This window comes from Marivita cryptomonadis, from assembly GCF_002115725.1.
In the GTDB taxonomy this organism is placed as follows: Bacteria; Pseudomonadota; Alphaproteobacteria; order Rhodobacterales; family Rhodobacteraceae; genus Marivita; species Marivita cryptomonadis.
Genome location: NZ_JFKD01000010.1, coordinates 119566 through 142694 on the forward strand (window position 1 = coordinate 119566; position 23129 = coordinate 142694).

A 23129-nucleotide genomic window follows, 5' to 3' on the forward strand; every position below is an offset into this window, starting at 1 on the left:
AAATCCTGCCACTGCAGAAACTTCGTACGAAGTTTCTGGCTACCCTCGCACACGCGCCGACGTCGGATCATACATCGGTCTGAGCGAGGCTTCTGCTTTGACCCGCACGCCGGCTACGTCGATCTCGTAGGTCGACGCCAACACCTGCTCCACGGTTTCACCCACACAGGGCACGTATCCCATGCCGATGGCACCGCCCAGATGGTGTCCATATGCACCGGAACTCAGATAGCCCACGATCTCCCCATCCCGCAGGATGGGTTCGTGATGATACAGCAGCGGTTCGGGGTCCGTCAGACGGAACTGCACGAGACGGTTTTGCAAACCGGCCTCGCGCTTTTGCAGAACCGCGTCACGTCCGATGAAATCGGGTTTCGCTGTCTTTACAGCAAAGCCAAGCCCGGCCTCCAGCACGTGATCCTCGCAAGTGATGTCATGGCCAAAGTGGCGGAACGCTTTTTCGATCCGACAGGTATCCATCGCATGCATCCCGCAAAGCGTCAGCCCAAAATCCTGACCAGCCTCCCACAGGGTTTCAAACACATGCCCCGCCTGGTCGGCTGGGATGTAGATCTCCCAGCCCAGTTCTCCGACATAGGACACGCGATGCACCCGCGCGGTGCCAAGACCGATCTCGATCTCTTGCGCAGTGCCGAACGGATTGGCATCGTTCGAGAAATCATCCGGCGATACCGCCTGCATCACCTGTCGTGCGTTCGGCCCCATCACCGCCAGCACACCTTCGCCTGCTGTCACATCGGTGACGATGACGCGTTTGTCGCCAACATGGCGTTGCAACCATGTCTGGTCAGCGGCGCGTGTCGCGGCTGGGGTGACGACGAGATAGCAGGTCTCGGTCAAGCGGGTGACGGTGACATCCGCCTCGATCCCGCCGCGCGTGTTCAGAAACTGAGTGTAGACGATCTTGCCCACTGGCACCGACATATCTGCGCCGCACACATGGTTCAGAAACGTCTCAGAGTCCGGTCCCTCGACCCGCAGCTTCCCGAAAGAGGACATGTCGTACATGCCGACATTCTCGCGGATCGCTTTGTGTTCGCGCGCAACACTGTCGAAGAAGTTTTGCCGCTTCCAACTATAGGCGTACTCAGGCGACTGACCCTCATTCGCGTACCAGTTCGCGCGTTCCCACCCTGCAATCTCGCCCATCACTGCGCCGCGCTCCAGAAGTTGCTGATGAAACGGTGTGCGTCGTACACCGCGTGCTGTCGCTTTCTGGCGGTAGGGATAGTGGTCGGCGTAAAGAAGGCCCAAAGTCTCCGTCACCCGCTCCTTCAGATAGCGGCGGTTACGCTGGAAAGGCTGCGCGCGGGCAATGTCCACGTCACCCAGATCGAACGGCTTGGCCCCGTCCTCCATCCATTGCGCCAGCGCCATGCCAGCCCCACCCGCCGACTGGATGCCGATGGAGTTAAATCCGGCGGCGACCCAGACATTCTCCATCTCGCGCGCTTGACCAAGGTAGTAGGCATTGTCGGGCGTAAAGCTTTCGGGCCCATTGAAGAACGTGTGAATTCCGGCCTCGGCCAACATTGGCATCCGGTTCACCGCCGCCTCCAAGATGGGTTCGAAATGGTCGAAATCCTCGGGCAGTTGATCGAACTCGAAAGTTTCGGGGATGCCGTTCATGCCCCAGGGTTTCGATTTCGGCTCGAACGCGCCGAGCATCATCTTGCCAGCGTCTTCCTTGTAATAAGCGCATTCATCAGGCACCCGCAGCACGGGCAAGGCTTCCAAGCCGGGGATCGGTTCGGACACGATGTAGAAATGTTCGCAGGCCTGCAGCGGCACGTTCACGCCTAGCATCTGACCTACCTCACGACCCCACATGCCTGCGCAATTCACCACATGATCGCATGTGATCGTGCCGCTGCTGCCGTCTTCGGACGCCCAGTCGACCGCGGTGATGCGCTGTCCGTCGCGTGTGACGCGTGTTGCCTTGGTCCGCTCGAAAATTTGCGCACCGCGCTGGCGAGCCCCCTTGGCCATGGCCAGGGCGATATTGGCGGGATCGCCTTGTCCATCACTGGGCAGGTACACGCCACCCACGACATCGCTGGTGTTCAGATGTGCGTATTTCCGTTTGATCTCGGCTGTGTCGATTTCTTCGACCGGAACGCCAAACGCGCGTGCCATTGCTGCTGTGCGGCGCAGTTCCTCGTGCCGTTCATGCGTCAATGCGACCGAGATTGATCCCACCTTGCGAAAACCGGTGGCGACACCCGTTTCCTCTTCGATGGTCGAGTAGAGATCAGCGGTATATTTCGCCAGTTTCGTCATGTTCGACGAGGCGCGCAATTGCCCGATCAGACCAGCCGCATGCCATGTTGTGCCAGAGGTCAGCTGCTTGCGTTCCAGCAGCACCACATCGGTCCAGCCCAGCTTGGTCAGGTGATAGGCGACGGAACAGCCGATGACTCCACCACCGATGATGACTGCGCGGGCATGTTTAGGGAGGGTCATGGAAAGTCTCCTTGGGGTCCCATGGGTGGGAAGCTGATGAAGTGCGATCTTGTGGCGTTGCCCAAGCGCCCATCGCCTGTTCGGCGGAGTGGCGGCTTGGGAATTTGCATATTTGGAAAAAGAAGAAGCAGGGGGACGCGCATCAGTCTTGAAGTTCTTGAGGTGATGACTGCCTGTGATCGCGTTCCGCTGTGCATGGTGTCAGGCCTTTGAGAAGCGCCCGGCCAGTTCGGCAATATGGGACGGCGTGGTTTCGCAGCATCCACCGAGGATCGTAGCGCCATGTTCGACCCATGTGGCGGCCTGGTCTGCATAGGCGTCTGGCCCCATGTCGCGGCGCGCGGTCAGCGCATCGACCGTGGGTTTGTCCGCGAGGAATGCCTTGGTGATCTGGGTGAACGCGTTGGCATAGGCCCCGGCTGGTTTGCCGCTGGTCCTGAGCACATCAATCGCCGCGGGCATCGCCTCTGGCGCGGAACAATTGGCAAGGAGTGCCGCGGCATCACCACAAAGAGCAACCGCATCCGCCAAGGCCTCGCCAGAGCGTAGGTGGCTGCCATCCTCGTCATCGACCGAGAAGGCGATCCAGACAGGTTTTCCCAGACCCTGCACCGCTTCGAGTGCGGCTCGCGTCTGGGCTACAGAGATCACGGTTTCAAAGAGCAGCATGTCACAGGACGGCGCCAGTATCCCGGCCACCTCGGCCATAAGTTCGACTGCGATCTCGTGTGGTGGCTGCAAGTCAGCCCGATAGGATGCGCCAAGCGGCCCGATGCTACCTGCGATCCTGCCGGTTCCATGCGCCTCGCGCGCCGCCAGCGCCATATCGAGCGCGATCCGATGTAGGTCTTCGAACCGGTCTTCGTGGTCGGTTCCGGCAAGCCGGTCGCGGTGTATGGCATAAGTGTTCGTGGTGGCGATATCAGCCCCGGCGGCAAAGTAATCCGCGTGAATCTCGCGGACGAGATGGGGCATGTCGATCATCACTTGCGTGGACCACAGCGGTGTCGGCGGAGTGCCCGAACGGTGGATGAGTTCCTGACCCATCCCGCCGTCCAGAATCGTGAGTGTCATGCGCGCAGCCTTTCGTTTTGCGGATCCCAAAGGGGTTCATCCTTCTGGACGACCGCTTTGCGCATTTCGCCGTAGATGTCGATCTCAAGTTCCGTGCCCGGCACCGCCAGTTCAGCGCGTAGCATGCCAAGCGCGATCGAAGCATTCACCCGGTAGCCCCAATCACCACTCGTCGTTTCGCCGACGACCTGTCCGTTATGCCAAATCGTCGACATGTAGGGCGCGTCGGACCCGCCCGCATCGACGGTCAGGGTGACAAAGCGTTTCGTTACGCCTTGCTGTTTTTCGTTTTGCAGAGCCGCTTTGCCGGGAAAATCCTGCGGCTTGTCGAGCTTCACAAATCGGTCCAGCCCGCCTTGCAGCAAGCTGTAATCGGTGGACAGATCACCCTTCCACGCGCGGTAGCCTTTTTCGATCCGCAGCGCGTTGAGCGCATACATGCCAAACGGTTTTGCCCCTGCCCCCAGAATGGCGTCGTAGATTTCGGGTGCATCCTCGGTCAGACAATGCACTTCCCATCCGAGTTCCCCGGCAAAGGAAACACGTAGCAAGACACAGGGTTTGCCGCAGACCTGCGCCTCTTGGTAGGACAGCCAAGGCAAGGTCAGGTCGGCATCCGTCAACGGCGCGAGCATCTCGCGGGATTTAGGCCCGGTCACAAGGAAGCATTCGTATTTCGTCGTGCGGTCTTGCACGGTCACTCCCTCGGGCAGATTACGCAGCAAGACATCGCGGTCGTGCCATTGCGCGACGGCGGCGGTGATCAGCCAGATCGCATCGTCGCTTTGCGGGATCACCGACATCTCGGTCAGGATACGGCCCCGGTCGTCGGGGAAATAAGCCAGACCCACGCGCCCCGGTTTCGGCAGGGATGAACAGGTGAGCGCATCGACATGCGCACGCGCTCCGGGGCCTTCGACCGCCAGTCGGGTGAAGCCTGAAATGGCGATCACGCCAGCCGCGTCGCGCACAGCTTCGCATTCTTCCTTGATGCGCTGCTGCCACGGGCCGGATCGCGCCCAAGTCTGGGTTGCTTCCTCGGAGGTGTCATCGCCTGGCTGCGCGAACCAATTGGCTCGTTCCCATCCGTTATAGGCCCCCATCACGCCGCCTGCCGCGATGATCTTGTCATGCACCGGTGACAGCTTCTTGTCGCGCCCCGCAGGCCATGCGTGACGGGGGAAATGCATGGCGTATTCGTGGCCGTAGACCTCGATCGCCTTTTGATCGGAATAGTCCTGATCGGCGTAGTCGGTGTACCGGCGCGGATCGACCGCCCACATATCCCATTCGGTTTGGCCTTCGGTGACCCATTCCGCCAACACCTTGCCCGCGCCACCGCCTTGGGTGATGCCGAAGGTGAACACGCAGGCTTCGAACGCGTTGGGCACACCCGGCATCGGGCCGATGAGCGGCAGGCCATCGGGCGCATAGGGGATCGGGCCGTTGATGACCCGGCCCACACCTGACGCGCCAAGGATCGGCACGCGGGCCATCGCGTCTTCGATATACCATTCGAGACGTTCCAGATCGTCTGGGTATAGCTGGAAGCTGAAATCATCCGGCATCGGGTCGTCCGGCGTGACCCAATGCGCCTTACAGTTCCGTTCGTACGGTCCAAGGTTCAGACCGTACTTTTCCTGTCGCAGATAATACGAACTGTCCACATCGCGCAGCAGCGGCAGCTTGCCGTTCTCTTTGGACCATGCCTCAAGTTCCGCCACGGGTTCGGTCAGGAAAAACTGATGGCTCATCACCGTCATCGGAACCGTGCGCCCGCCATAAGGTTTGAACCATTCGCCAACGCGCTGGGCGTAGTAGCCCGCCGCGTTCACGACCTTTTCGCAGGTGATGTCGCCCTTGTCGGTGTGCGCGATCCACTCGTCACCTTTGCGGCTCACGCCCGTGGCAGGGCAGAAGCGTTCGATTTTTGCGCCCATCATCCGCGCGCCCTTGGCCAGCGCCTGCGTGAGCTGCGCCGGGTCGATGTCGCCATCATCAGGGTCATAAAGACCACCGGCAAGGTCGTGCGTTTCCATGAAGGGATAGCGGTCTTTCATGTCCGAGACCGTGATCATCTCAAGATCGAGACCTTGATACCGCCCCATGGCGCGGGCGCGCTCGAATTCCTGCATTCGTTCTTTGCTGTGCGCCAGCCGGATCGACCCGGTGACGTGGTAGTTCATTGGATAATCCACCTCGTCGGCAAGCCCACGATAGAGTTCCAGTGAATACCGCTGCATGTTCATGACCGCCCAAGAGCTGCTAAAGGACGGGCAATTCCCGGCAGCATGCCATGTGGAGCCTGCTGTCAGTTCGTTTTTCTCAAGAAGCACGCAATCCCAACCCGCCTTGGCAATGTGATAGGCGCAGGATGCGCCAACGACGCCGCCGCCTATGATGACGACACGGGTGGTGGTGGGGAAATCGGACATGTGGGTCTCCTCAGTTCCAGGCAAGGCGCAGCGCGAGCCCGCCAAAGACGATTGCGGAAAGTTTGTTGATCCACCCCGAGGCGCGCTGGATGCGGGCGGCAGCCAGCCCGGCGAACCCGCCGAGCACGCAGTAGACAGCAAGTTCCCCGAACGCGAGAAGCGTGCCAAGGATCAGGATTTGTTGCCAGACCGGGCCAATCGCGGGGTCGGCGAATTGCGGCAGGAAGGCCAGCACGAAAAGGCCAACCTTGGGGTTCAGGATGTTGGTCAAAAAGCCACGGCGGAACGCGCGCCACGTGTCGCTGCGGCCTTCACGGCGGGCCGGATCGGACGTGTCGGTCCAAGTGTGGTAGGCCAGCCAGAGCAGATACGCCGCCCCCGCATAGCGCAGCGCGTCATAGGCGATGGGATAGGTGAGCAGCAGCACCGCAAGACCGGCTGCCGCGATCACCACATGACCCATCACACCCAATCCGATGCCCGCTGCAGCCGCCATCCCCGACCGCGCGCCGCCGCGCATGCCGCTGGCCAGCGTGAACATCATGTCCGCACCCGGGGTGATATACAGCACCAACGCGGCACCCATGAAGGTGACGTAGGTCCAAAGCGGAATAGAGAGCGCGAGATCGATCATGTGTCAGTCCTCGCGCTGCGGATCGTTGGGGTTGATGGCGTAGTAATCGCCCTTGGTTTTGGTGTGGATATGACCGCGAAGGGTCAATCCGGTTGGCCCATCAATGGAGCCTGTAGAGAAACAGATGAAGGAATCGTCCTCATGCTCCCAGAAAAGCGCCGATCCACAGGTCGGACAGAACCCGCGCCGGGCTTTTTCGGAGGACTGATACCAGCGCACCTCGCCCCGAATTTCAAGGGTGCCATCGGGCACATAGGACGACGCCCAAACATGGCCCGATTGCTTGCGGCATTGGGTGCAATGGCAGGCCGCAGGCGCCCCCGCCGCACCATGGGCAGTATAGGTGACGGCTCCGCAAAGGCAGCTTCCTGACAGGGCAACCGGGCCGGGATGCACGTCATCCGTCATCAATACACCGGCGGCGCAATGACCCAGATCGCCACGGCGGGGTCATCATAGGGGTTGATCCACTCGAATGGCTCAGCCTTGATGCGAAAGCTGTCGCCCGGTGTCAGCGTGAACCGCCTGTCGCTGATGATCAGGTCCAGCTTGCCCGACAGGATATAGCCCACCTCCTGTGTGGGCCGGGTGACCACTTCGCCAATGCGGCTGTGTGGCTGGAAGGTCGAGTGCACAACTTCGAAATCGTCAGACAGGTCGGGTGAAAGCAGTTCCTCAACCAACCCGCTGTCACCGCTGCCAATGGGCCGCCGCGCACCGGCGCGCACGACGTACCCGGCTTCGTCCGCCACAGTCTGCGGTGTTCCGAAGAGAAGAGAGACAGGCACATCGAACAGCTTTGCAATGCGCCGCAAATCGGTGATCGACGGCGCGGATAGGTCGCGTTCAATCTGGCTGACCCAGCCCACCGAGCGCCCAAGCCGATCTGCAATGTCCTGCAATGTCAGCCCACGCGCCTTGCGCAGCGCCCGAAGGTCAGCGCCAAGTGTCTTGCTGTGAAGAACCGGATCGTGCTGCACGACTCACCCATGAAATTTCCGCTTGGAATTTCATGGCATGAAATAATGAAAATTCAAAAGAAATTTTCATTATGGCACCAGCGTCGCGCAGGACGTGTGTTTCGAAACGGGAACCAAATCCATAACTGGCTGGTTCGTGGAGTATCAAACTGAATTCGAGGACCACCCAATGAACCGCATCATCTACCTTGTTGGCCTGATCGTGATCGTACTTGCGATCTTATCTTTCATCGGCATCGCCTAAGCTTACAGAACAGCCGCAAACGTCGTCTTCAAGATAGCAGCGAGCGCATCGGCATCCTCTTGTGTAAACGCAGACGGCTGGTCGCTGTCGATATCGAACACACCCAGTAGGCGGCCTTTTCCGTTCCATACCGGAAGCACCAGCTCCGACCGGGTCGAGGATGCGCAGGCGATATGGCCGGGGAAGGCCTCGACATCCGGAACCAACTGAGCCTCTCCGGTTCGTGCCGCAGCCCCACATACTCCGCGAGAGAATGGGATGGTCAGGCAACCATGACCGCCCTGATACGGCCCAATTTTGAGCATCTCAGGCCCGGTGACACGATAAAAGCCAGTCCAATCGAACCGATCATCAGATTGGTGCACCTCACATGCTACAGTGGCCATCAGGCTGACCGTATCGGTTTCACCATTGGTCAGCGCTGTGATGGTCTTGGCAAGGGTGGAGTAATCAACTGTCATGTCTTTGCCTTTGGTAAAGCGAGAGAGGGGGCGCTGCCCCCTTGGCCTGCGGCCTCACCCCCGAGATATTTGTGAAACAGAGAAGATCAGAGCCGTTCAATCGCGATCGCTGTGCCTTCGCCGCCACCAATGCAGATTGCAGCGATACCACGCTTCAACCCGCGCTTTTCCAATGCGTTCAGCAGCGTAACGATGATGCGCGCGCCGGACGCGCCGATGGGATGCCCCAAGGCGCAGGCGCCGCCGTTCACGTTCACGATGTCCCGGCTGAGACCCATTTCATGCATGAAGGCCATCGGAACCACGGCGAAGGCTTCGTTAACCTCCCAAAGGTCCACATCGTCCTTGCTCCAGCTGATCTGCGCGAGCAGCTTCTGCGCGGCGGGAACCGGGGCCGTGGTGAAAAGGCCGGGCGCTTGCGCATGGCTTGCATGACCCACGATCCGGGCGCGGGCCCTGTCGCCTGCGGCCTCTGCCGTGGTCAGGATTAGCGCCGCGGCTCCATCCGAAATGGACGAACTGTTGGCGGGGGTCACGGTGCCGTCTTTACGGAAAGCGGGCTTGAGCGTCGGGATCTTGTCGGGGCGCGCATTGCCGGGTTGTTCATCTTCGGATACGGTCACGTCACCCTTGCGGGTCGCGATCTTGACCGGTGTGATCTCGTGTTCGAACGCACCAGACGATTGCGCCTCAAGCGCGTTGGACAGTGATCGAAGCGCGTATTCGTCCTGCGCCTCGCGGGTGAACTGGAACGCCTCCGCGCAGTCTTCGGCAAAGGTGCCCATGAGGCGGCCCTTATCATAGGCGTCTTCCAGACCGTCGAGGAACATGTGGTCGATCACCTGCCCATGCCCGATCCGCGCCCCATTGCGCATCTTGGGCAGCAGGTACGGCGCGTTGGTCATCGATTCCATGCCTCCGGCCACGATGGTGGTGGCTCGGCCCAGCGCAATGGCATCAAACGCCATCATCGCCGCCTTCATGCCCGATCCACACATCTTGTTGAGCGTGGTCGCGGGCACCTCTTCGCCCAGACCGGCCGCGAAGCCTGCTTGTCGCGCGGGTGCTTGGCCTTGACCGGCAGGCAGAACGCATCCCATCAGCACTTCATCCACGGCGGGCGCTCCGGCCTGATCCAGTGCCGCGCGGATCGCTGTGCCACCAAGGCCTGTGGCCGACACGTCCGAAAACGCGCCCTGAAACCCGCCCATCGCGGTGCGTGCGGCACCTGTGATCACAACCTCTGCCATGGCATATCCTCCAATCCCCGAATGTTTGGCCTTGCATACCGGATGGTAAGGATTGGCGTCTAGGGTCTGCGGCACAGCAATGACCGAGGTCTTATGGAACTGACTGTTGAACAGCACCCTGTCGCCACGCTGATCCGGGTGCACGCTACCCGCATCGACGCGCCCACCGCGCTTCAATTCAAGGAAGACATGCGCAAGCTTACGGGCCGCGATCAAGGGCGCTTTATTCTCGACCTGCGCCAAGTGGACTTCATCGATTCCAGCGGTCTGGGTGCCGTAGTCGCGTCGATGAAACAATTGCGCCCCGGCCAGACACTGGAACTGGCCGCATTGCAACCGATCGTCGATAAGGTGTTTCGACTGACGCGGATGGATACGATCTTTACGATCCACGGGGATGCGGATCAGGCCGTTGCAGCGGACCCGGTCTGAACAAAGGACTGTCCTTGTCCAATGCCTTCCGGCGTTAGATGTGGTGACGCCTTGTCTTTTGCGACGGGTGGCACAGGCCTTGTCGGCCACGCAGGCTGCCCAGCTGCAAGACGACGTGCAGATTGTCATTGCGGAAGCGGTCAACAATATCGTCGAACACGCATATGCAGGACAATCTCTGGGTGCCTTGGTCTTGCACATGACCGTATCCGGCACATCGCTCGAGATTGTTCTGCTGGATTGGGGCCGCCCATTTCCACACCCGGATGCGCCGCCGACGCTCCCTGATCCCTGCGGATTGAGCGAAGGCGGGTATGGATGGTTATTGATTCGCAGTCTTGTGTCGCACGTATGTCACTCTCGTGATGCTGGAAAAAACCGACTCAGCCTCACGTTTTCACTGCCAGACCCGCGACCTGCATGACGTGGTTTCGTCAAAATTGGTGCGATTGTTCCCGCTTTGGAAATAATCAGTAATTTAAGGGGCTTTTGGCCAATTCTTACGCAGAGTCGCCTAGGAAAAGCCCCATTCCCTTCGAACTTCGGCCTCGGTTGCGCGTCATACAGTAAGGGTAGCTGCACAAAGCTTCACCTCGGCGTCGCGCCATTAACAGCCCCCACCCAGTGTGCGGCGTCGAGGTACTTCCTCCCCCCAAACCATCATCTGATTGACCTGCCCCCGCGTCTGCCTATTTTGTGCCGCAAAAGGGGAGGGACAGAACCTATGCGCGATTTTCAAATGCCGGGGCGCTCTGCGGTCATGGCGACAAATGGTATGTGTGCAACATCGCACCCGCTTGCCGCCCAAGCCGCCATCGACATCCTCAAACGAGGGGGCAACGCGGTCGATGCCGCCATCGCGGGCGCCGTGATCCTCGGTCAGGCAGAGCCGGCCATGACAGGGATCGGCGGCGACTGTTTTGCCCTGATCTCTCCGGCAGGTGGCGATGACGTGATCGCGATCAATGGTTCGGGGCGCGCACCAGCAGCGGCCAAGGCCGATGACCTGCGCAGCCGGGGCGAGACCTCCGTTCCACTTTATGGGCCCGAAGCGGTCACGATACCGGGGGCCATCGACGCCTTTTGTACCATGTCGGAACGTTGGGGGCGCCTTGGCTTGGCCGACTCTCTTGCGCCAGCCATCGACTATATGGAAAACGGTCTTCCCGTGGCAGACCGGGTGTCGTGGGATTGGGAAAAGAATGCCCATCTGCTGCAAGGGCATGCCCGGACGCACTACCTTCTCGAAGGGTCTACACCCAAGCGGGGACAGGTGTTCCGCTTGCCAGGCAACGCCGAAGTGCTGCGCCGCATCGCCAAAGAGGGGCGGGACGGTTTCTACAAAGGCGAAGTTGCCGAAGACATGCTCGCCACTCTCAACGCGTTGGGCGGTGTGCACTCCGAAGCCGATTTCGCGAATGCCGCCACCACCATCGGCGCGCCGATCAGTGGCACCTATCAAGGGCGCGAACTTCTTGAGCACGCGCCAAATGGGCAGGGCGCAACGGCGATCCTGCTGCTCAACATCCTGTCCCAGTTCGACATCGCCTCGCTCGACCCGTTCGGAGCAGAGCGCGCCCATATTGAGGCCGAGGCGACCAAGCTGGCGTACGATGCCCGCAACCGCTTTGTGGCCGATCCCGAGCATATGACCAAGCTCGACCATATGTTGTCGATGGAGACGGCGCAGAAACTTGCCACGCTGATCGACCCGAAGAAGGCGATGACTGGGCCCGCCGCGATCAGCGAGGCAGTCCACAAGGACACGATCTACATCACTGTGGTCGACAAGGACCGTATGGTCGTGTCGTTGATCTATTCGGTCTTCCACAGTTTTGGGTCAGGTCTGGCGTCCGAGAAATTCGGCATTCTGCTCCAGAACCGCGGTGCAGGCTTTACCCTGCAAGAAGGACACGCCAACGAATATGGCGGCGGCAAGCGTCCGATGCACACGATCATTCCGGGCATCATCCGCGATGCGGGTCGTGTCGCCATGCCGTTTGGCGTGATGGGCGGTCAATACCAGTCGTGCGGTCACGCCCGCGCTGTTACCAACATGACCGATTTCGGCCTCGCGCCGCAGGACGCACTGGATGCGCCCCGGTGTTTTGCCGAAAACGGTAAGCTGATGGTGGAGCGAGGCTATTCCGACGCTGTGCGCGCGCAACTCGTCGAGATCGGTCACGAGGTTGAAACACCCGAGGTGGCCATCGGTGGTGCTCAGGCGATCCTGATCCACGAACATGGCGTTCTGGAAGGCGCCTCCGATCCGCGCAAGGACGGTTGCGCGATCGGCTATTGATCAAGGGAGCCCGGCTTTTCGAAAAGCCGGGCGCACCTCTTCGAAGAGGTGCCGTGCCTCAGTAGCTGTAGTCGCGGTAAATCCGGCTGATGTCGCCGTTCCAATCGCCATTGTAATGGTCGATGAACTCATCGGCCAGTGTCTTGCCGGTCTCGACGCTTTCCTTCAGCGCATTCAGGAAATGGGTCTCGTCCGGAACCAGCCCACCGGCACCGGGACGCGCCCGCGCCACCAGACCGGCCTCTGAAATCTTCAACGCTTCGCGCGCAAGATCGTGCATCTTGATCCCGTTCACATCGGCCTGAAGCCCGTCGATGGACGCGGCAACGCGCAGCCCTTCGCGAGTCTCGGCATCCCAATCCTTAACCAGATCCCACGCCGCATCCAGTGCCGACTGGTCATACGTCAAACCGACCCAGAACGCCGGCAAGGCACACAGACGCCGCCACGGGCCACCATCGGCGCCGCGCATCTCGATGTATTTCTTCACCCGCGCTTCGGGGAAGATCGTTGTCAGGTGATCGGCCCAATCCGAAAGTGTCGGAATTTCACCCGGCATTGCAGGCAGTTCGCCCTTGAGAAAATCGCGGAACGATTGCCCCAACGCATTGTGATAAACGCCGTCGCGGTAGACGAAATACATTGGCACATCGAGCGCGTATTGCACCCACGCCTCAAACCCGAACCCGTCTTCGAACACGAACGGCAACATCCCGGTGCGTGCATCATCCAAATGCCGCCAGACCCGCCCGCGCCAGCTTTTGTGGCCGTTCAGCTTGCCCTCAAAAAACGGTGACGTGGCAAACAGCGCATTAGCAACCGGCTGCAATGCCAGCGCCACGCGCATTTTCTGCACCATGTCGGCCTCGGACGAGAAATCGAGGTTCACCTGAACCGTGCAGGTCCGCCGCATCATGGTCGTGCCAGCGGTGCCGACTTTTTCCATGTAGCTGTCCATCAGCTTGTAACGCCCCTTGGGCATCAGCGGCATGTCGTCGTGCTGCCAGATCGGCGCCGCGCCCAGCCCGATAAAGCCAACACCGATTTTGTCGGCGATATCCTTCACGTCGCGCAGGTGGTCGTTCACCTCGTCGCAGGTCTGGTGAATGGTCTCAAGCGGCGCGCCCGACAGCTCCAGCTGACCACCCGGTTCGAGCGAAATGTTCGCGCCATCCTTTACCAGCCCAATCAGGTTCTGGCCTTCCATCACGGGGTCCCAGCCATGCGCGTCGCGCAGCCCCTGCAGCACAGCCAGAATTGACCGTTCGCCCTCAAAGGGCAGGGGGTTCAGACTGTCTTTGCAATAGCCGAACTTCTCGTGTTCGGTGCCAATGCGCCAGTCTTCCTTGGGCTTGCAACCAGAGGCGAGATATTCGGCCAACTGGTCGTGATGTTCAATGGGCCCGCCGCCGGATTGGGGTATGGACATGGCGCGTCTCCGGTCTGTCTGATCTTCAATCGAGGTCAGCCTTGGGCTGATTTCCCGGGGCTGTCAATGCAGGCTCTGGATCCGTTTCGAGAGGTCGGGTCTGCGCCAGAGCACAATTGGCGCGGTGCCTTCATGTTTCAAGGTCGATGCGACACGGCCCGGACTAAGGCCGGGTAGGCTGGCGAAGGCATCGAACAGCACATCCGCCCCTTCGGCGTTCACGGGAATGTGCAGCGCTGGCCCGGCCTCATGGGTGATGACCCAGTGGCGCGGGTGTTCGGTTGGGTCGAGGCTGAGCGAGGTCACCGCGTCGAGATCGACCAATCCGCCATTCAGTGGCCCGAAATACCCGATGCGCCGTTCCACCACCTGCACCACGCCCGGTCCACCACCACCCATTCGGGCGCGCCCGCGTTGCAGACCGGCAAAGAACAAGGCGGCCCCCAGAAACAGCGCCAGATAGCCGATCCAGACAAGCAAGCCCGGCATCACGCCCAGTACCCAGTAAAGCCCAAGCAAAAGGATCGCGGCCCCAACCAGCGCCTCGCGCCAGCGCAGGATCGCCGCGCGTACTTCCGGTCGGACAAAGCTCATCTTGCGGCCCCCGGTGCGGCACATCCGTCGACGAATGTGCGATTTTCGGTCGACCGAAAATTCGTCACACCCAGTCCCCCAGCGTGCTTTGCCAGAGGGTCAGCGCCGCCACCGCCGCCGTATCGGCCCGCAGAATCCGCGGCCCAAGGCTGATCGGCGTGGCATGGTCCATCCCTCGCAGGCGTTTGCGTTCATCTTCGGAAAACCCACCTTCCGGCCCGATCAAAATCGCCCAAGGCCCTGGCGCAGCGGGCAGCCGCCCGGTTTCCCCCGCCAGCGCTTCGTCGCAAAAAGCGATTTGCCGGGCAGTGTCCCAAGTGTTCAAAAGCCGATCGAGTTTGGTCAGTTCCGCCACCTCAGGCACGAACACTCCGCCGCATTGCTCGGCGGCCTCGACCGCATGCGCCTGCAACCGGTCCTGCCGGATGCGTTCGGAATTGGTATGCGCTGTTTGTACTGGCACAATGCGCCGAACGCCCATCTCCACCGCCTTTTCGACGATGAAATCGGTGCGTGCCTTCTTGATCGGCGCAAAAAGCAACCAAACGTCCGGCGGCATCACCTGCGGTTGCGACTGCTCACGACAGACCAAGATGCCGCCGCGTTTGCCCGCCTCGGCAACGTCGGCTTGCCATTCGCCATCGCGGCCATTGAACAGCGCAACTGCATCACCCACTGCCATCCGCATCACACCAAAAAGGTAATGTGCCTGTTCCCGCGTCAGAGGAACCGGTTGTACCGCCCCAAGCGGCTGCTCTACAAAAAGCCTGACTTTCGCACGCAGTTTTTCAGTCATGGAGCAACACATATGCCCGGTCCGCAGATTTCACCAGACCAGAGCGGTCAGGTTGCAGACGCCGTTACGGGCAATTGGGTCGACACACTGGCCCCTGCGTGGACGCGCCCTTATCTCCGACTTAGCCGGGCAGATCGGCCCATCGGCACATGGCTGCTGTACTTGCCCTGCGTCTGGGGCACTCTCTTGGCGATGTTTCATACGGGCGAAGCCCGGCTCTTTGATGCGTGGATCATTCTTGGATGTGGCATAGGTGCATTTCTCATGCGCGGAGCAGGCTGTACGTGGAACGATATCACCGACCGCGATTTTGATGGCTCTGTCGCCCGCACCGCGTCGCGACCAATTCCTTCGGGTCAGGTGACTGTAAAACAGGCGCTGGCCTGGGCGATGATCCAATCGCTGATCGCCTTTTGCATCCTTATCACCTTTCCTGTGCAGGCGATTCTGCTTGGGATCATCGCGCTGGTGCCGGTTGCGATTTACCCTTTCGCCAAACGCTTTACATGGTGGCCGCAGGTGTTTCTGGGCATTGCCTTCAACTGGGGCGCGCTGCTGGCTTGGACAGCGCATACCGGGCAGCTGCAATGGCCAGCCGTGTTTCTCTACGTCGCAGGCATGGCGTGGACGCTGTTTTATGACACGATCTACGCACACCAAGACACCGAGGACGATACGCTGATCGGCGTGAAATCCACCGCGCGGCTCTTTGGTGAAAAGACACCGAAATACCTTGCATGGTTTCTCGTTCTGACCGTTGCTCTGATGGGGTTTGCCATCATCCTCGCGGCCCCCCGCGGCGAAATTCTCGCCCTTGTCATCGCCCTCGGCGGACCTTGGGCGATGGGCTGGCACATGATGTGGCAGATGCGACGCCTGAAACTGGACGACATGGATCGCCTGCTGCAACTCTTCCGGTCGAACCGGGATGCGGGGCTGATCCCTGTGCTGTTTTTCGCCGCTGCTCTTTTCGCGTGATTGCCATCCGGGGCGGTGCAGCGTATCGCTTTGCCAACCTCAACTGACGCGGAACGTGGATGCGCCTGTCTTCTGTCTTCATTCTCTTCTGTGCCTTCGCATTTGCAGCGGTCTTCAGCATTGGTGCCGCGTGGGTGGCAGCAGGTGCTGTCGAGGAAAGCTCGGAACGGGCTGTGCGCACGGAACTCGACCGAGACGCACTGACTTGGGCGGACGTGGACACCGACGGGCTGTTGGTGTTTCTCATTGGGACCGCCCCCACCGAAGCCGCCCGCTTTCAGGCCCTCAGCGCGGCCGGTCGGGTGGTCGATTCTGCAAGGGTCATCGACCAGATCGACATAATAGATCGCGACGGCATTGCCCCGCCGCGCTTCTCGGTCGAACTGCTGCGCAACGACAGCGGAGTGTCGATGATCGGTCTGTTGCCCGCCAGCGTGGACCGTGATCAATTGGTGGAAGATATCACCCGAGCCGTGCCCGACGCGCCGTTGTCTGACTTGCTCGAAGTTGCGGACTATCCGGTGCCCGACGGTTTGGACGACGCGCTTGAATATGCCGTGTCCGTACTCCGCGTGCTCGACCGGTCCAAGATCTCGATCGAGGCAGGTCGCGTGACGATCAAAGGTGCGGTCGAGAACGAAGACACCCGCCGCCGGGTCGAAGCCGATCTGGCCCGCCGCGCCGGGGACGATCTGCGCCTTGCGCTGGACATCACCGCACCACGCCCGGTGATTTCGCCGTTTACGCTGCGGTTTATCAAGGATGCCGAGGGTGTGCGCTTCGATGCATGCGCCGCACCAACCGAAGATGACCGGTCCCAAATCCTCAAGGCGGCAGCCGACGCTGGGCTGGAGGGCAAGCTTGATTGTCGTCTCGGTCTTGGTACTCCGACCAAAGAATGGGGATTGGCGTCTGCTCTGGGCATCCGCGCGATTGATGCACTTGGCGGTGGCAGCATTACCTTCGCGGATGCCGATGTGACGCTTTTTGCACTTGAAGGGGCCGACCAATCGTTGTTCGACCGGGTCGTGGGCGCACTCGAGGCCGACCTGCCGGATGTGTTTGTGGTCAACGCCACCCTGCCCACACCGCCCGAGGCAGCGCCCGAAGGCATTCCCGAATTCACCGCAACCCGCAGCCCCGAAGGCGACGTGCAGTTGCGCGGGCGCATCAACAGTGAAATCGCCCGCACAACCGCTGACAGCTTTGCCCGCGCCGCATTTGGATCATCGACCGTGCGCACCACTGCGCGTGTTGACGAAACGCTGCCTGCCAATTGGTCCAGCCGTGTGCTCGCAGGGCTCGAGGCGTTGTCGCGTCTGTCGAATGGTGCGGTCATGGTAACACCGGACGCGCTGTCGATCAGCGGCAACACGGGCAACCAGAACGCCAGTTCGGAAATCGCGGGTCTCTTGGCCGACAAGCTTGGTGAGAGCGAACATTTCGAGATCGAAATCACCTATCAGGAAAAGCTTGATCCCCTTCTCGGCATTCCGACCCCAGAAGAATGTGAAGCCCAGATCGTCGAGATCATCGGCGACCGCAAGATCACGTTCGAACCGGGATCTGCGACGCTCGATCTTGCGACGCAGGACATTATGGACGAAATCGCCGAGCTGTTGCAAATCTGCGGTGACATCCCGCTGGTGATTGCGGGCCACACAGACAGCCAAGGGCGTGAAGTGATGAACCAGCAACTCAGCCAAGATCGTTCACAAGCCGTGGTCGATGCGCTGCGCCAGCGTCGCGTGTTGACTGCCAGCTACGAAGTGCGCGGCTACGGCGAAGAACAGCCCATCGCCACAAACGACACCGAAGAAGGCCGCGAGGCCAACCGCCGGATCGAATTCAAACTACGTCGTCCCGAACCCGTGGAAGAAACAGAAACAACGCTCGAAAGTATTGCAGATTCCGCGCCAACAGACGAAACATCACAAACTGACGGCGCAGAGGACACCAGCGATGGACAGAACTGAGTTTGTGATCACCACCGCGATCATTCTCTTCGTGGCGTTCTGCCTCGGATGGTTCGCCAATTGGCTTGTGCATCGCTTCACCCGCGTCAGTCAGGCCGATATGGATCAGCTTGAACGGATGAGTCAGGAACTCCACGAAGCCGAAGAAACCCGCGATCAGGCGATCACCTATCTCCAGCAGCGCGAGGCAGAACTCACGAACCAGCTTGCCCAGACCGAGGCCGAGCTGGCCGCCGCGATGGAAGGCCTGCGCGACGCCCGCCACGAGGCCGAAGAAATGCGCGTCTACGTGGAGCGGATCAGCGCAAGCTGACCAGCCAGCCCGGCACAGGAGCGACGCCATGCCATTGAACCGCGTCATGTCTCTGGTGATGGGTGCGGCCCTCGTGGCCAGTCCGCTCTTGGCCGACGGCGATATTCCGCCCGGCACGGTTTTTGTCTGCGACGAAGGCAGCGCCACATCCCCTTATATTCAGGTCGTCATTCCCACAGGCTCGGATGGCAGTGCAACGCTCATGCTCGAAAGCGAAGCGCTCAAGATGGCGCCCGTCCCGGTTGGGTCGGGCTTTGGTTACGACATCGTGTTGCCCGCCGGGCATTTCCTCGTGCGCGGCAAAGGGACCGAGGTGATGCTATTCGTTAATGATAAGGACCCGAAACTCTGCGTACTGCAAGCGGGGTATGAGCTTCCTGAAGCCTCCTCCCAAATCTTGGCCGCGTCTTTGGGCGGCAACGTCCGCACAGGACCGGGGATTGATTTCGCCCGCTCCGACAGCTTGTCTTTCGGGGAGGCAATCTTGATCGTCGCCGCCACCGGGATCATTTCCGATGGGTACGAATGGTTCGAGATCGAATATTCCGAAGGCCTGCGCGGCTTTCACTGGGGCGGCATCATGTGCACCATGACCGATGGCGCGGCGGGGCTTTACAGCCTGTGTCCCGCCGACATCCAGTAAACCTCACCGATCCGGCAAAGGGATGAACTCTGCATCATCCCCCTGCGGCAGCTGGAACCGGCCAGCCGCCCAATCTCCAGCGCGCCACGCCTCTTTGGCCTCTTCGATGCGCTCCTTGGACGATGCCACGAAGTTCCACCAGATGTGCCGAGGCCCTTCGAGCGTTTCACCGCCCAGCAGCATCATCCGCGCGCCCGTTGGCCCGGCCTGCATCGACAACCGGTCACCCGGTCGGAACACCATCATGCGTCCCGCCTCATAGGTCTCTCCTGCAATAGTCACCGATCCTTCGACAACATAAACGCCGCGATCCTCGTGATTGTCGGGCAGCGGAATCGCCGCGCCCGCTTCAAGCATTGCATCGGCATAGAACATCTCGGACGCTGTCTTGACCGGAGCACGTTCGCCCCAGGCATCGCCAAGGATCAGCCGCACGGATTTGCCTTCACCTTCAAGGAACGGCAGCGCCTCTACGGGTGCGTGTTCGAAATCGGGCGCGCGATCCTCGTGATCCTTGGGCAAGGCGACCCATGTCTGAATCCCGAAGAACGGCATCGGGTCGGTCTGCGTGGCGTCATCCGTGCGTTCGGAATGGGTGATTCCATGTCCCGCCACCATCCAGTTCACCGCACCCGGTTCGATCCACGCATCAGTGCCGAGACTGTCGCGATGGTGCATCCGACCCCGGTAGAGGTACGAAATCGTGGCCAACCCGATATGCGGGTGTGGCCGCACGTCGAGCCCCTTGGTCGGCAGGAATTCTGCTGGTCCCATCTGGTCGAAGAAGATGAAAGGCCCAACCATCTGACGGCGCGGGGCAGGCAGAGCGCGACGCACTTCGAACCCGCCCAGATCGCGGGCGCGGGGAATAATCAGGGTATCGATGGCGTCCACCTGATTGCCAGTGGGGCAATGCGGATCAAGGGCGGGGTTCCAACTCATCGGGATGCTCCAATCTGTTTGCTTGCAACAAGATAGGCGGAAAGCAAATTTGCACAATTATACCAATTCGCGTAAATTGTGCGCACAATCGCACAGATAGGTAAACTTGTTAACAAATCGTTAAAGGGTCCGATCCGGTCCCAATGTTTCGCACGCGAAACAATGGGGTGCACAGGCTGACCTATTTCTTGCTCTTGCGCGACCTTTGCTTGCGCAGGCTGCTGCGCCCACGTGCTTGAAACTCGGGTGGCCGTTTCGACACCCACTGGAAGAACCCGGCAAGCTGCGGATGTGCCCTCAACGCTTCGGGGGTGTTGAAATCCCGTGCCAACTCGGCCTCAGTCAGTGTCGCGTGGATCTCCTGATGGCAAATGTGATGCACCAAGATCGTTGGCCCACCCTTGCCGCCCTTCAACTTGGGGATCAGGTGATGCTGGCTTTGCTTCACGCCCGGCGGAATGGGCCGCAAACACAGAGGGCAGATCGGGTCAGTCTCGGTCAAAGCGGCATGTCTCCGGCCCACGAGGCTTGTGCTATAGCGTGGGTCAAGGCATCTAGCTGAAACATTGGGGTGAAATTTCAAGGGAATCGTCATGGATTGGGACCTGTCGGCGCAACCGCCCATCGTCCAGACTGCGGTCGGCTTTGCGATCCAGGGATATGAGATTGCCTTGGTCTGGCTCTTGTCCCCGGCAGCATGGTCTCAATTCGCGCTTTTGATCCTGTCCTATGTCGCAGCGGTTGTCCTGACCCGTCGCATCCGCCCGGTGCTGACCCGCGTGCTGACGCCACCCGACGATAGCGTTTCAATGTTTGCCCGGATGCGACGCAGCGTGCTGCTGACGCTTCCGCTCTTGCTGCCGGTTCTGGCCTATATGTTCGCGGCGATTGGCGAACAGGTGACCCGCAGTGTATTCGGGACAGGCACGGTGATCGCATTTGGCAAGGGGCTCTTCCTGTTCCTTGCCGCCCGTGTCCTTGTTCGGGACATCATCACCGACCCGTTCCTGAAACTTCTGGGCCGCTATGTGCTGCTGCCCGTTGTCGCGCTCTATGCGGTGGGACTGCTCGATCTGTTGACCGATCAATTGAACACCACCACCGTTTCGCTGGGAAACATCTCGTTCTCGGTCATGGCCCTATTGCGCGGTGTGATCGCGGGGTCGCTCTTGTTCTGGTTGGGGCGCTGGTCGAATGATCAATCCGCCGCCTATATCAACAAACAGGAAGAGATGCGCCCGGCCACCCGCCAGCTTGCCGCCAAGGCGGCAGAGCTTCTGATCTTCGGCCTCGCCTTTATTCTGCTGATGAACATCATGGGTGTGCCGCTCACCTCTCTTGCCGTGCTGGGCGGTGCGATCGGTGTGGGTCTCGGCTTTGGTCTGCAGAAGATCGCGTCGAACTATATCTCTGGTGTCATCCTGCTGCTCGAAGGGCAGGCGACGGTCGGCGACTATGTTGAACTCGACAATGGGCAGGCGGGCACCATCGTCAAGACAACCGCCCGCGCGATGATCCTCGAAACCTTTGACGGGCGTTGGATCGTGGTGCCAAACGAGGATTTCATCACCACGCGGATCATCAACTATTCCGATCAGGGCAGCGCCAATCGGCTCGAGGTGGCGTTTTCGGTCAGTTATGACACCGACATCAATCTGGTACCGGATATCATCGTAGAAGCCGTTTCAAGGCATCCCGGTGTGCTGCAATCCCCCGAACCGCCCGACGTTGAACTGCGCGGGTTCGGTGACAGTGGCATCGACTTTGGCGTAGAGTTCTGGGTGAACGGTATTGATGATGGCAAAAACAAATATGCCTCGGACGTGCTGTTTCTGATCTGGAACGCGCTCAAAGAGCACAACATCGAAATCCCCTATCCGCACCGTGTTGTCGAACTGCGCAACGCACCTTCGGCAGAGTGACGGACGCGCTGGTCATCGGAGGCGGGCCTGCGGGCCTGATGGCGGCAGAGGCGCTGTTGACGGCGGGGCGGACGGTAACCTTGGTCGAGGCGAAGCCGTCCATCGGACGCAAGTTCCTGATGGCGGGGAAGTCGGGGTTGAACCTTACCAAGATGCAGGCCTTCGGTCCGTTCCTTGCGACCTACGGCACTGGTCTGCATCCGACCATGCGTGCCTGTCTCAAGGCGTTCGGACCGTCTGAGGTCAAAGGCTGGGCCGAGGGTCTAGGCCAAACCACCTTCACCGGATCGACCGGACGGCTGTTTCCCCATGCGATGAAAGCGTCACCCTTGCTGCGGGCTTGGCTGGCGCGGCTAGATGCATTGGGGCTTGAACGGCACACCCGCTGGCGCTGGGTCGATTGGGAACGGAACATCCACCATTTTGAAACGCCCGAAGGCGCACGCGTCCTAACACCGCGGGTCACTGTGTTTGCGCTTGGCGGGGCAAGCTGGGCGAGGCTGGGGTCTGACGGACACTGGGCAGAACGTTTCGCAGCGAACGGGATCGAGGTCGCTCCATTTCAGCCGTCGAATGTCGGGCAGTTGGTAGAGTGGTCCGATCACATGGTCCGCCATTTTGGCGCTCCGCTGAAAGGCATTGCCTTACACGCAGGCGATCAGGTGTCGCGTGGTGAGGTGGTGATCTCGAAACGCGGCTTGGAAGGGGGCGGCGTCTATCCGCTAGCACCATCCTTGCGCGAAGGGGCTGATCTGACCTTGGACCTGATGCCCGACCTCAGCCTTCAAGCGGTGGTCGAGCGTTTGGCGAAACCCAAAGGCAAGGCCAGCCTGTCGAACCACCTTCGCCGTGTGTTGAAGCTGTCCCCTGCGGCGCAGGCCATTTTGCGGGAGTTCGTGCATCCTTTGCCGCATGACCCAATCGCACTGGCGCAGATGATCAAGGCGGTTCCGATCCGACACGCGGGCTTGCGCCCGATGGATGAAGCGATCTCGACTGCCGGCGGTGTGTCCTTTGACGCGCTTGACGACACGCTGATGCTCAAGGACCGACCCGGCACGTTTTGCGCGGGCGAGATGCTTGACTGGGATGCGCCCACGGGCGGCTATCTGCTGACCGCCTGTTTCGCCACCGGGCTTTGGGCCGGGCGTCACGCGGCGGAATACGACAGGCCGTGACGTGACGTTGGGGCGTGACACGTCAACTTGGGGCGTGTCAGGTGATGCCAACGGAGGAGTAC

The 23129-nt window shown here is 60.5% G+C and carries 22 protein-coding genes; 9 read left to right on the forward strand and 13 right to left on the reverse strand.

Annotation, left to right across the window (positions count from 1 at the left end):
• Nucleotides 1-39 precede the first annotated feature (39 nt).
• The 8 genes from MCRY_RS12755 to MCRY_RS12790 form a co-directional block, all read right to left on the reverse strand.
• Nucleotides 40-2484, reverse strand: a complete 2445-nt coding sequence (locus tag MCRY_RS12755; protein ID WP_085630445.1) for a GcvT family protein — start codon at nt 2482-2484, stop codon at nt 40-42.
• 201 nt (nt 2485-2685) lie between these two features.
• Nucleotides 2686-3558 (reverse strand): homocysteine S-methyltransferase family protein, encoded by an 873-nt coding sequence (locus MCRY_RS12760; RefSeq protein ID WP_085630447.1) that lies wholly within the window; start codon nt 3556-3558, stop codon nt 2686-2688.
• Complete coding sequence (locus tag MCRY_RS12765; RefSeq protein WP_085630449.1) at nt 3555-5993, reverse strand: GcvT family protein; 2439 nt, start codon at nt 5991-5993, stop codon at nt 3555-3557. Before MCRY_RS12765 ends, MCRY_RS12760 begins: the two co-directional genes overlap by 4 nt.
• Before the next feature lie 10 nt (nt 5994-6003).
• On the reverse strand, nt 6004-6627 hold the full coding sequence (locus MCRY_RS12770; protein ID WP_085630451.1) for a LysE family translocator: 624 nt from the start codon (nt 6625-6627) through the stop codon (nt 6004-6006).
• 3 nt (nt 6628-6630) lie between these two features.
• Nucleotides 6631-7035 carry a GFA family protein gene (locus tag MCRY_RS12775; RefSeq protein WP_085630452.1) on the reverse strand — a complete coding sequence of 135 codons (405 nt, stop codon included), beginning with the start codon at nt 7033-7035 and terminating at the stop codon, nt 6631-6633.
• The gene (locus MCRY_RS12780; RefSeq protein ID WP_085630453.1) at nt 7035-7607 is read right to left on the reverse strand and encodes a helix-turn-helix domain-containing protein; all 573 of its coding nucleotides are present in this window, start codon (nt 7605-7607) and stop codon (nt 7035-7037) included. Before MCRY_RS12780 ends, MCRY_RS12775 begins: the two co-directional genes overlap by 1 nt.
• A gap of 246 nt (nt 7608-7853) precedes the next feature.
• A complete protein-coding gene (locus MCRY_RS12785; RefSeq protein ID WP_085630454.1) occupies nt 7854-8312 on the reverse strand; it encodes a GAF domain-containing protein in 459 nt (152 codons plus the stop codon).
• Nucleotides 8313-8398: 86 nt separating this feature from the next.
• Entirely contained in the window at nt 8399-9562 is a 1164-nt protein-coding gene (locus tag MCRY_RS12790; protein ID WP_085630456.1) for a thiolase family protein, read from the reverse strand.
• Between the two features lie 93 nt (nt 9563-9655).
• On the opposite strand from MCRY_RS12790, the gene MCRY_RS12795 reads away from it, so the two are divergent.
• From MCRY_RS12795 to MCRY_RS12805, 3 genes are all read left to right on the forward strand, one after another.
• Entirely contained in the window at nt 9656-9994 is a 339-nt protein-coding gene (locus tag MCRY_RS12795; RefSeq protein ID WP_085630457.1) for an STAS domain-containing protein, read from the forward strand.
• Nucleotides 9960-10418, forward strand: coding sequence for an ATP-binding protein (locus MCRY_RS23605; protein WP_085630458.1), 459 nt, complete (start codon nt 9960-9962; stop codon nt 10416-10418). The genes MCRY_RS12795 and MCRY_RS23605 overlap by 35 nt, the downstream gene beginning before the upstream one ends.
• A 300-nt stretch (nt 10419-10718) precedes the next feature.
• Nucleotides 10719-12296: a gamma-glutamyltransferase family protein gene (locus MCRY_RS12805; protein WP_085630459.1), complete on the forward strand. Its 1578-nt coding sequence runs from the start codon at nt 10719-10721 to the stop codon at nt 12294-12296.
• Nucleotides 12297-12354: 58 nt separating this feature from the next.
• Here MCRY_RS12805 and MCRY_RS12810 read toward each other — a convergent pair whose 3' ends face one another.
• The 3 genes from MCRY_RS12810 to MCRY_RS12820 form a co-directional block, all read right to left on the reverse strand.
• A complete protein-coding gene (locus MCRY_RS12810; RefSeq protein WP_085630460.1) occupies nt 12355-13725 on the reverse strand; it encodes a glutamate--cysteine ligase in 1371 nt (456 codons plus the stop codon).
• Between the two features lie 63 nt (nt 13726-13788).
• The gene (locus tag MCRY_RS12815) at nt 13789-14319 is read right to left on the reverse strand and encodes a hypothetical protein (RefSeq protein ID WP_085630462.1); all 531 of its coding nucleotides are present in this window, start codon (nt 14317-14319) and stop codon (nt 13789-13791) included.
• Between the two features lie 64 nt (nt 14320-14383).
• Nucleotides 14384-15115 (reverse strand): 16S rRNA (uracil(1498)-N(3))-methyltransferase, encoded by a 732-nt coding sequence (locus MCRY_RS12820; RefSeq protein ID WP_138488258.1) that lies wholly within the window; start codon nt 15113-15115, stop codon nt 14384-14386.
• Between the two features lie 12 nt (nt 15116-15127).
• On the opposite strand from MCRY_RS12820, the gene ubiA reads away from it, so the two are divergent.
• Genes ubiA through MCRY_RS12840 form a run of 4 tightly spaced genes read left to right on the forward strand, consistent with a single transcriptional unit; the run spans nt 15128 to nt 19025 of the window.
• On the forward strand, nt 15128-16093 hold the full coding sequence (gene ubiA, locus MCRY_RS12825) for a 4-hydroxybenzoate octaprenyltransferase (RefSeq protein ID WP_085630464.1): 966 nt from the start codon (nt 15128-15130) through the stop codon (nt 16091-16093).
• 59 nt (nt 16094-16152) lie between these two features.
• Nucleotides 16153-18069 (forward strand): OmpA family protein, encoded by a 1917-nt coding sequence (locus MCRY_RS12830; RefSeq protein WP_085630466.1) that lies wholly within the window; start codon nt 16153-16155, stop codon nt 18067-18069.
• Nucleotides 18056-18382, forward strand: a complete 327-nt coding sequence (locus MCRY_RS12835) for a hypothetical protein (RefSeq protein ID WP_085630468.1) — start codon at nt 18056-18058, stop codon at nt 18380-18382. The genes MCRY_RS12830 and MCRY_RS12835 overlap by 14 nt, the downstream gene beginning before the upstream one ends.
• A 28-nt stretch (nt 18383-18410) precedes the next feature.
• Nucleotides 18411-19025, forward strand: a complete 615-nt coding sequence (locus tag MCRY_RS12840) for a hypothetical protein (protein WP_085630470.1) — start codon at nt 18411-18413, stop codon at nt 19023-19025.
• A 3-nt stretch (nt 19026-19028) separates the two neighbouring features.
• Here the strand turns inward: MCRY_RS12840 and MCRY_RS12845 are convergent, their stop codons facing one another.
• Both MCRY_RS12845 and MCRY_RS12850 read right to left on the reverse strand, forming a co-directional pair.
• Complete coding sequence (locus tag MCRY_RS12845; RefSeq protein WP_085630472.1) at nt 19029-19967, reverse strand: pirin family protein; 939 nt, start codon at nt 19965-19967, stop codon at nt 19029-19031.
• 181 nt (nt 19968-20148) lie between these two features.
• Nucleotides 20149-20469 carry an HNH endonuclease gene (locus MCRY_RS12850; protein WP_085630474.1) on the reverse strand — a complete coding sequence of 107 codons (321 nt, stop codon included), beginning with the start codon at nt 20467-20469 and terminating at the stop codon, nt 20149-20151.
• A gap of 91 nt (nt 20470-20560) precedes the next feature.
• On the opposite strand from MCRY_RS12850, the gene MCRY_RS12855 reads away from it, so the two are divergent.
• Together MCRY_RS12855 and MCRY_RS12860 are read left to right on the forward strand one after the other, a co-directional pair.
• Nucleotides 20561-21889, forward strand: a complete 1329-nt coding sequence (locus tag MCRY_RS12855) for a mechanosensitive ion channel family protein (RefSeq protein WP_085630476.1) — start codon at nt 20561-20563, stop codon at nt 21887-21889.
• Nucleotides 21886-23067, forward strand: a complete 1182-nt coding sequence (locus MCRY_RS12860; RefSeq protein WP_085630478.1) for a TIGR03862 family flavoprotein — start codon at nt 21886-21888, stop codon at nt 23065-23067. The genes MCRY_RS12855 and MCRY_RS12860 overlap by 4 nt, the downstream gene beginning before the upstream one ends.
• The last annotated feature ends 62 nt before the right edge of the window (nt 23068-23129 follow it).

Bases quoted from the DNA above. Each gene is read 5' to 3' on its own strand.
- MCRY_RS23605 (WP_085630458.1), top strand. From the start codon at position 9,960: ATGCGGATCAGGCCGTTGCAGCGGACCCGGTCTGAACAAAGGACTGTC.
- MCRY_RS12755 (WP_085630445.1), bottom strand. From the start codon at position 2,484: ATGACCCTCCCTAAACATGCCCGCGCAGTCATCATCGGTGGTGGAGTC.
- MCRY_RS12765 (WP_085630449.1), bottom strand. From the start codon at position 5,993: ATGTCCGATTTCCCCACCACCACCCGTGTCGTCATCATAGGCGGCGGC.
- MCRY_RS12785 (WP_085630454.1), bottom strand. From the start codon at position 8,312: ATGACAGTTGATTACTCCACCCTTGCCAAGACCATCACAGCGCTGACC.
- MCRY_RS12795 (WP_085630457.1), top strand. From the start codon at position 9,656: ATGGAACTGACTGTTGAACAGCACCCTGTCGCCACGCTGATCCGGGTG.
- MCRY_RS12790 (WP_085630456.1), bottom strand. From the start codon at position 9,562: ATGGCAGAGGTTGTGATCACAGGTGCCGCACGCACCGCGATGGGCGGG.
- MCRY_RS12810 (WP_085630460.1), bottom strand. From the start codon at position 13,725: ATGTCCATACCCCAATCCGGCGGCGGGCCCATTGAACATCACGACCAG.
- MCRY_RS12815 (WP_085630462.1), bottom strand. From the start codon at position 14,319: ATGAGCTTTGTCCGACCGGAAGTACGCGCGGCGATCCTGCGCTGGCGC.
- MCRY_RS12830 (WP_085630466.1), top strand. From the start codon at position 16,153: ATGCGCCTGTCTTCTGTCTTCATTCTCTTCTGTGCCTTCGCATTTGCA.
- MCRY_RS12820 (WP_138488258.1), bottom strand. From the start codon at position 15,115: ATGACTGAAAAACTGCGTGCGAAAGTCAGGCTTTTTGTAGAGCAGCCG.
- MCRY_RS12845 (WP_085630472.1), bottom strand. From the start codon at position 19,967: ATGAGTTGGAACCCCGCCCTTGATCCGCATTGCCCCACTGGCAATCAG.
- ubiA (WP_085630464.1), top strand. From the start codon at position 15,128: ATGCCCGGTCCGCAGATTTCACCAGACCAGAGCGGTCAGGTTGCAGAC.
- MCRY_RS12770 (WP_085630451.1), bottom strand. From the start codon at position 6,627: ATGATCGATCTCGCGCTCTCTATTCCGCTTTGGACCTACGTCACCTTC.
- MCRY_RS12805 (WP_085630459.1), top strand. From the start codon at position 10,719: ATGCGCGATTTTCAAATGCCGGGGCGCTCTGCGGTCATGGCGACAAAT.
- MCRY_RS12840 (WP_085630470.1), top strand. From the start codon at position 18,411: ATGCCATTGAACCGCGTCATGTCTCTGGTGATGGGTGCGGCCCTCGTG.
- MCRY_RS12760 (WP_085630447.1), bottom strand. From the start codon at position 3,558: ATGACACTCACGATTCTGGACGGCGGGATGGGTCAGGAACTCATCCAC.
- MCRY_RS12855 (WP_085630476.1), top strand. From the start codon at position 20,561: ATGGATTGGGACCTGTCGGCGCAACCGCCCATCGTCCAGACTGCGGTC.
- MCRY_RS12775 (WP_085630452.1), bottom strand. From the start codon at position 7,035: ATGACGGATGACGTGCATCCCGGCCCGGTTGCCCTGTCAGGAAGCTGC.
- MCRY_RS12835 (WP_085630468.1), top strand. From the start codon at position 18,056: ATGGACAGAACTGAGTTTGTGATCACCACCGCGATCATTCTCTTCGTG.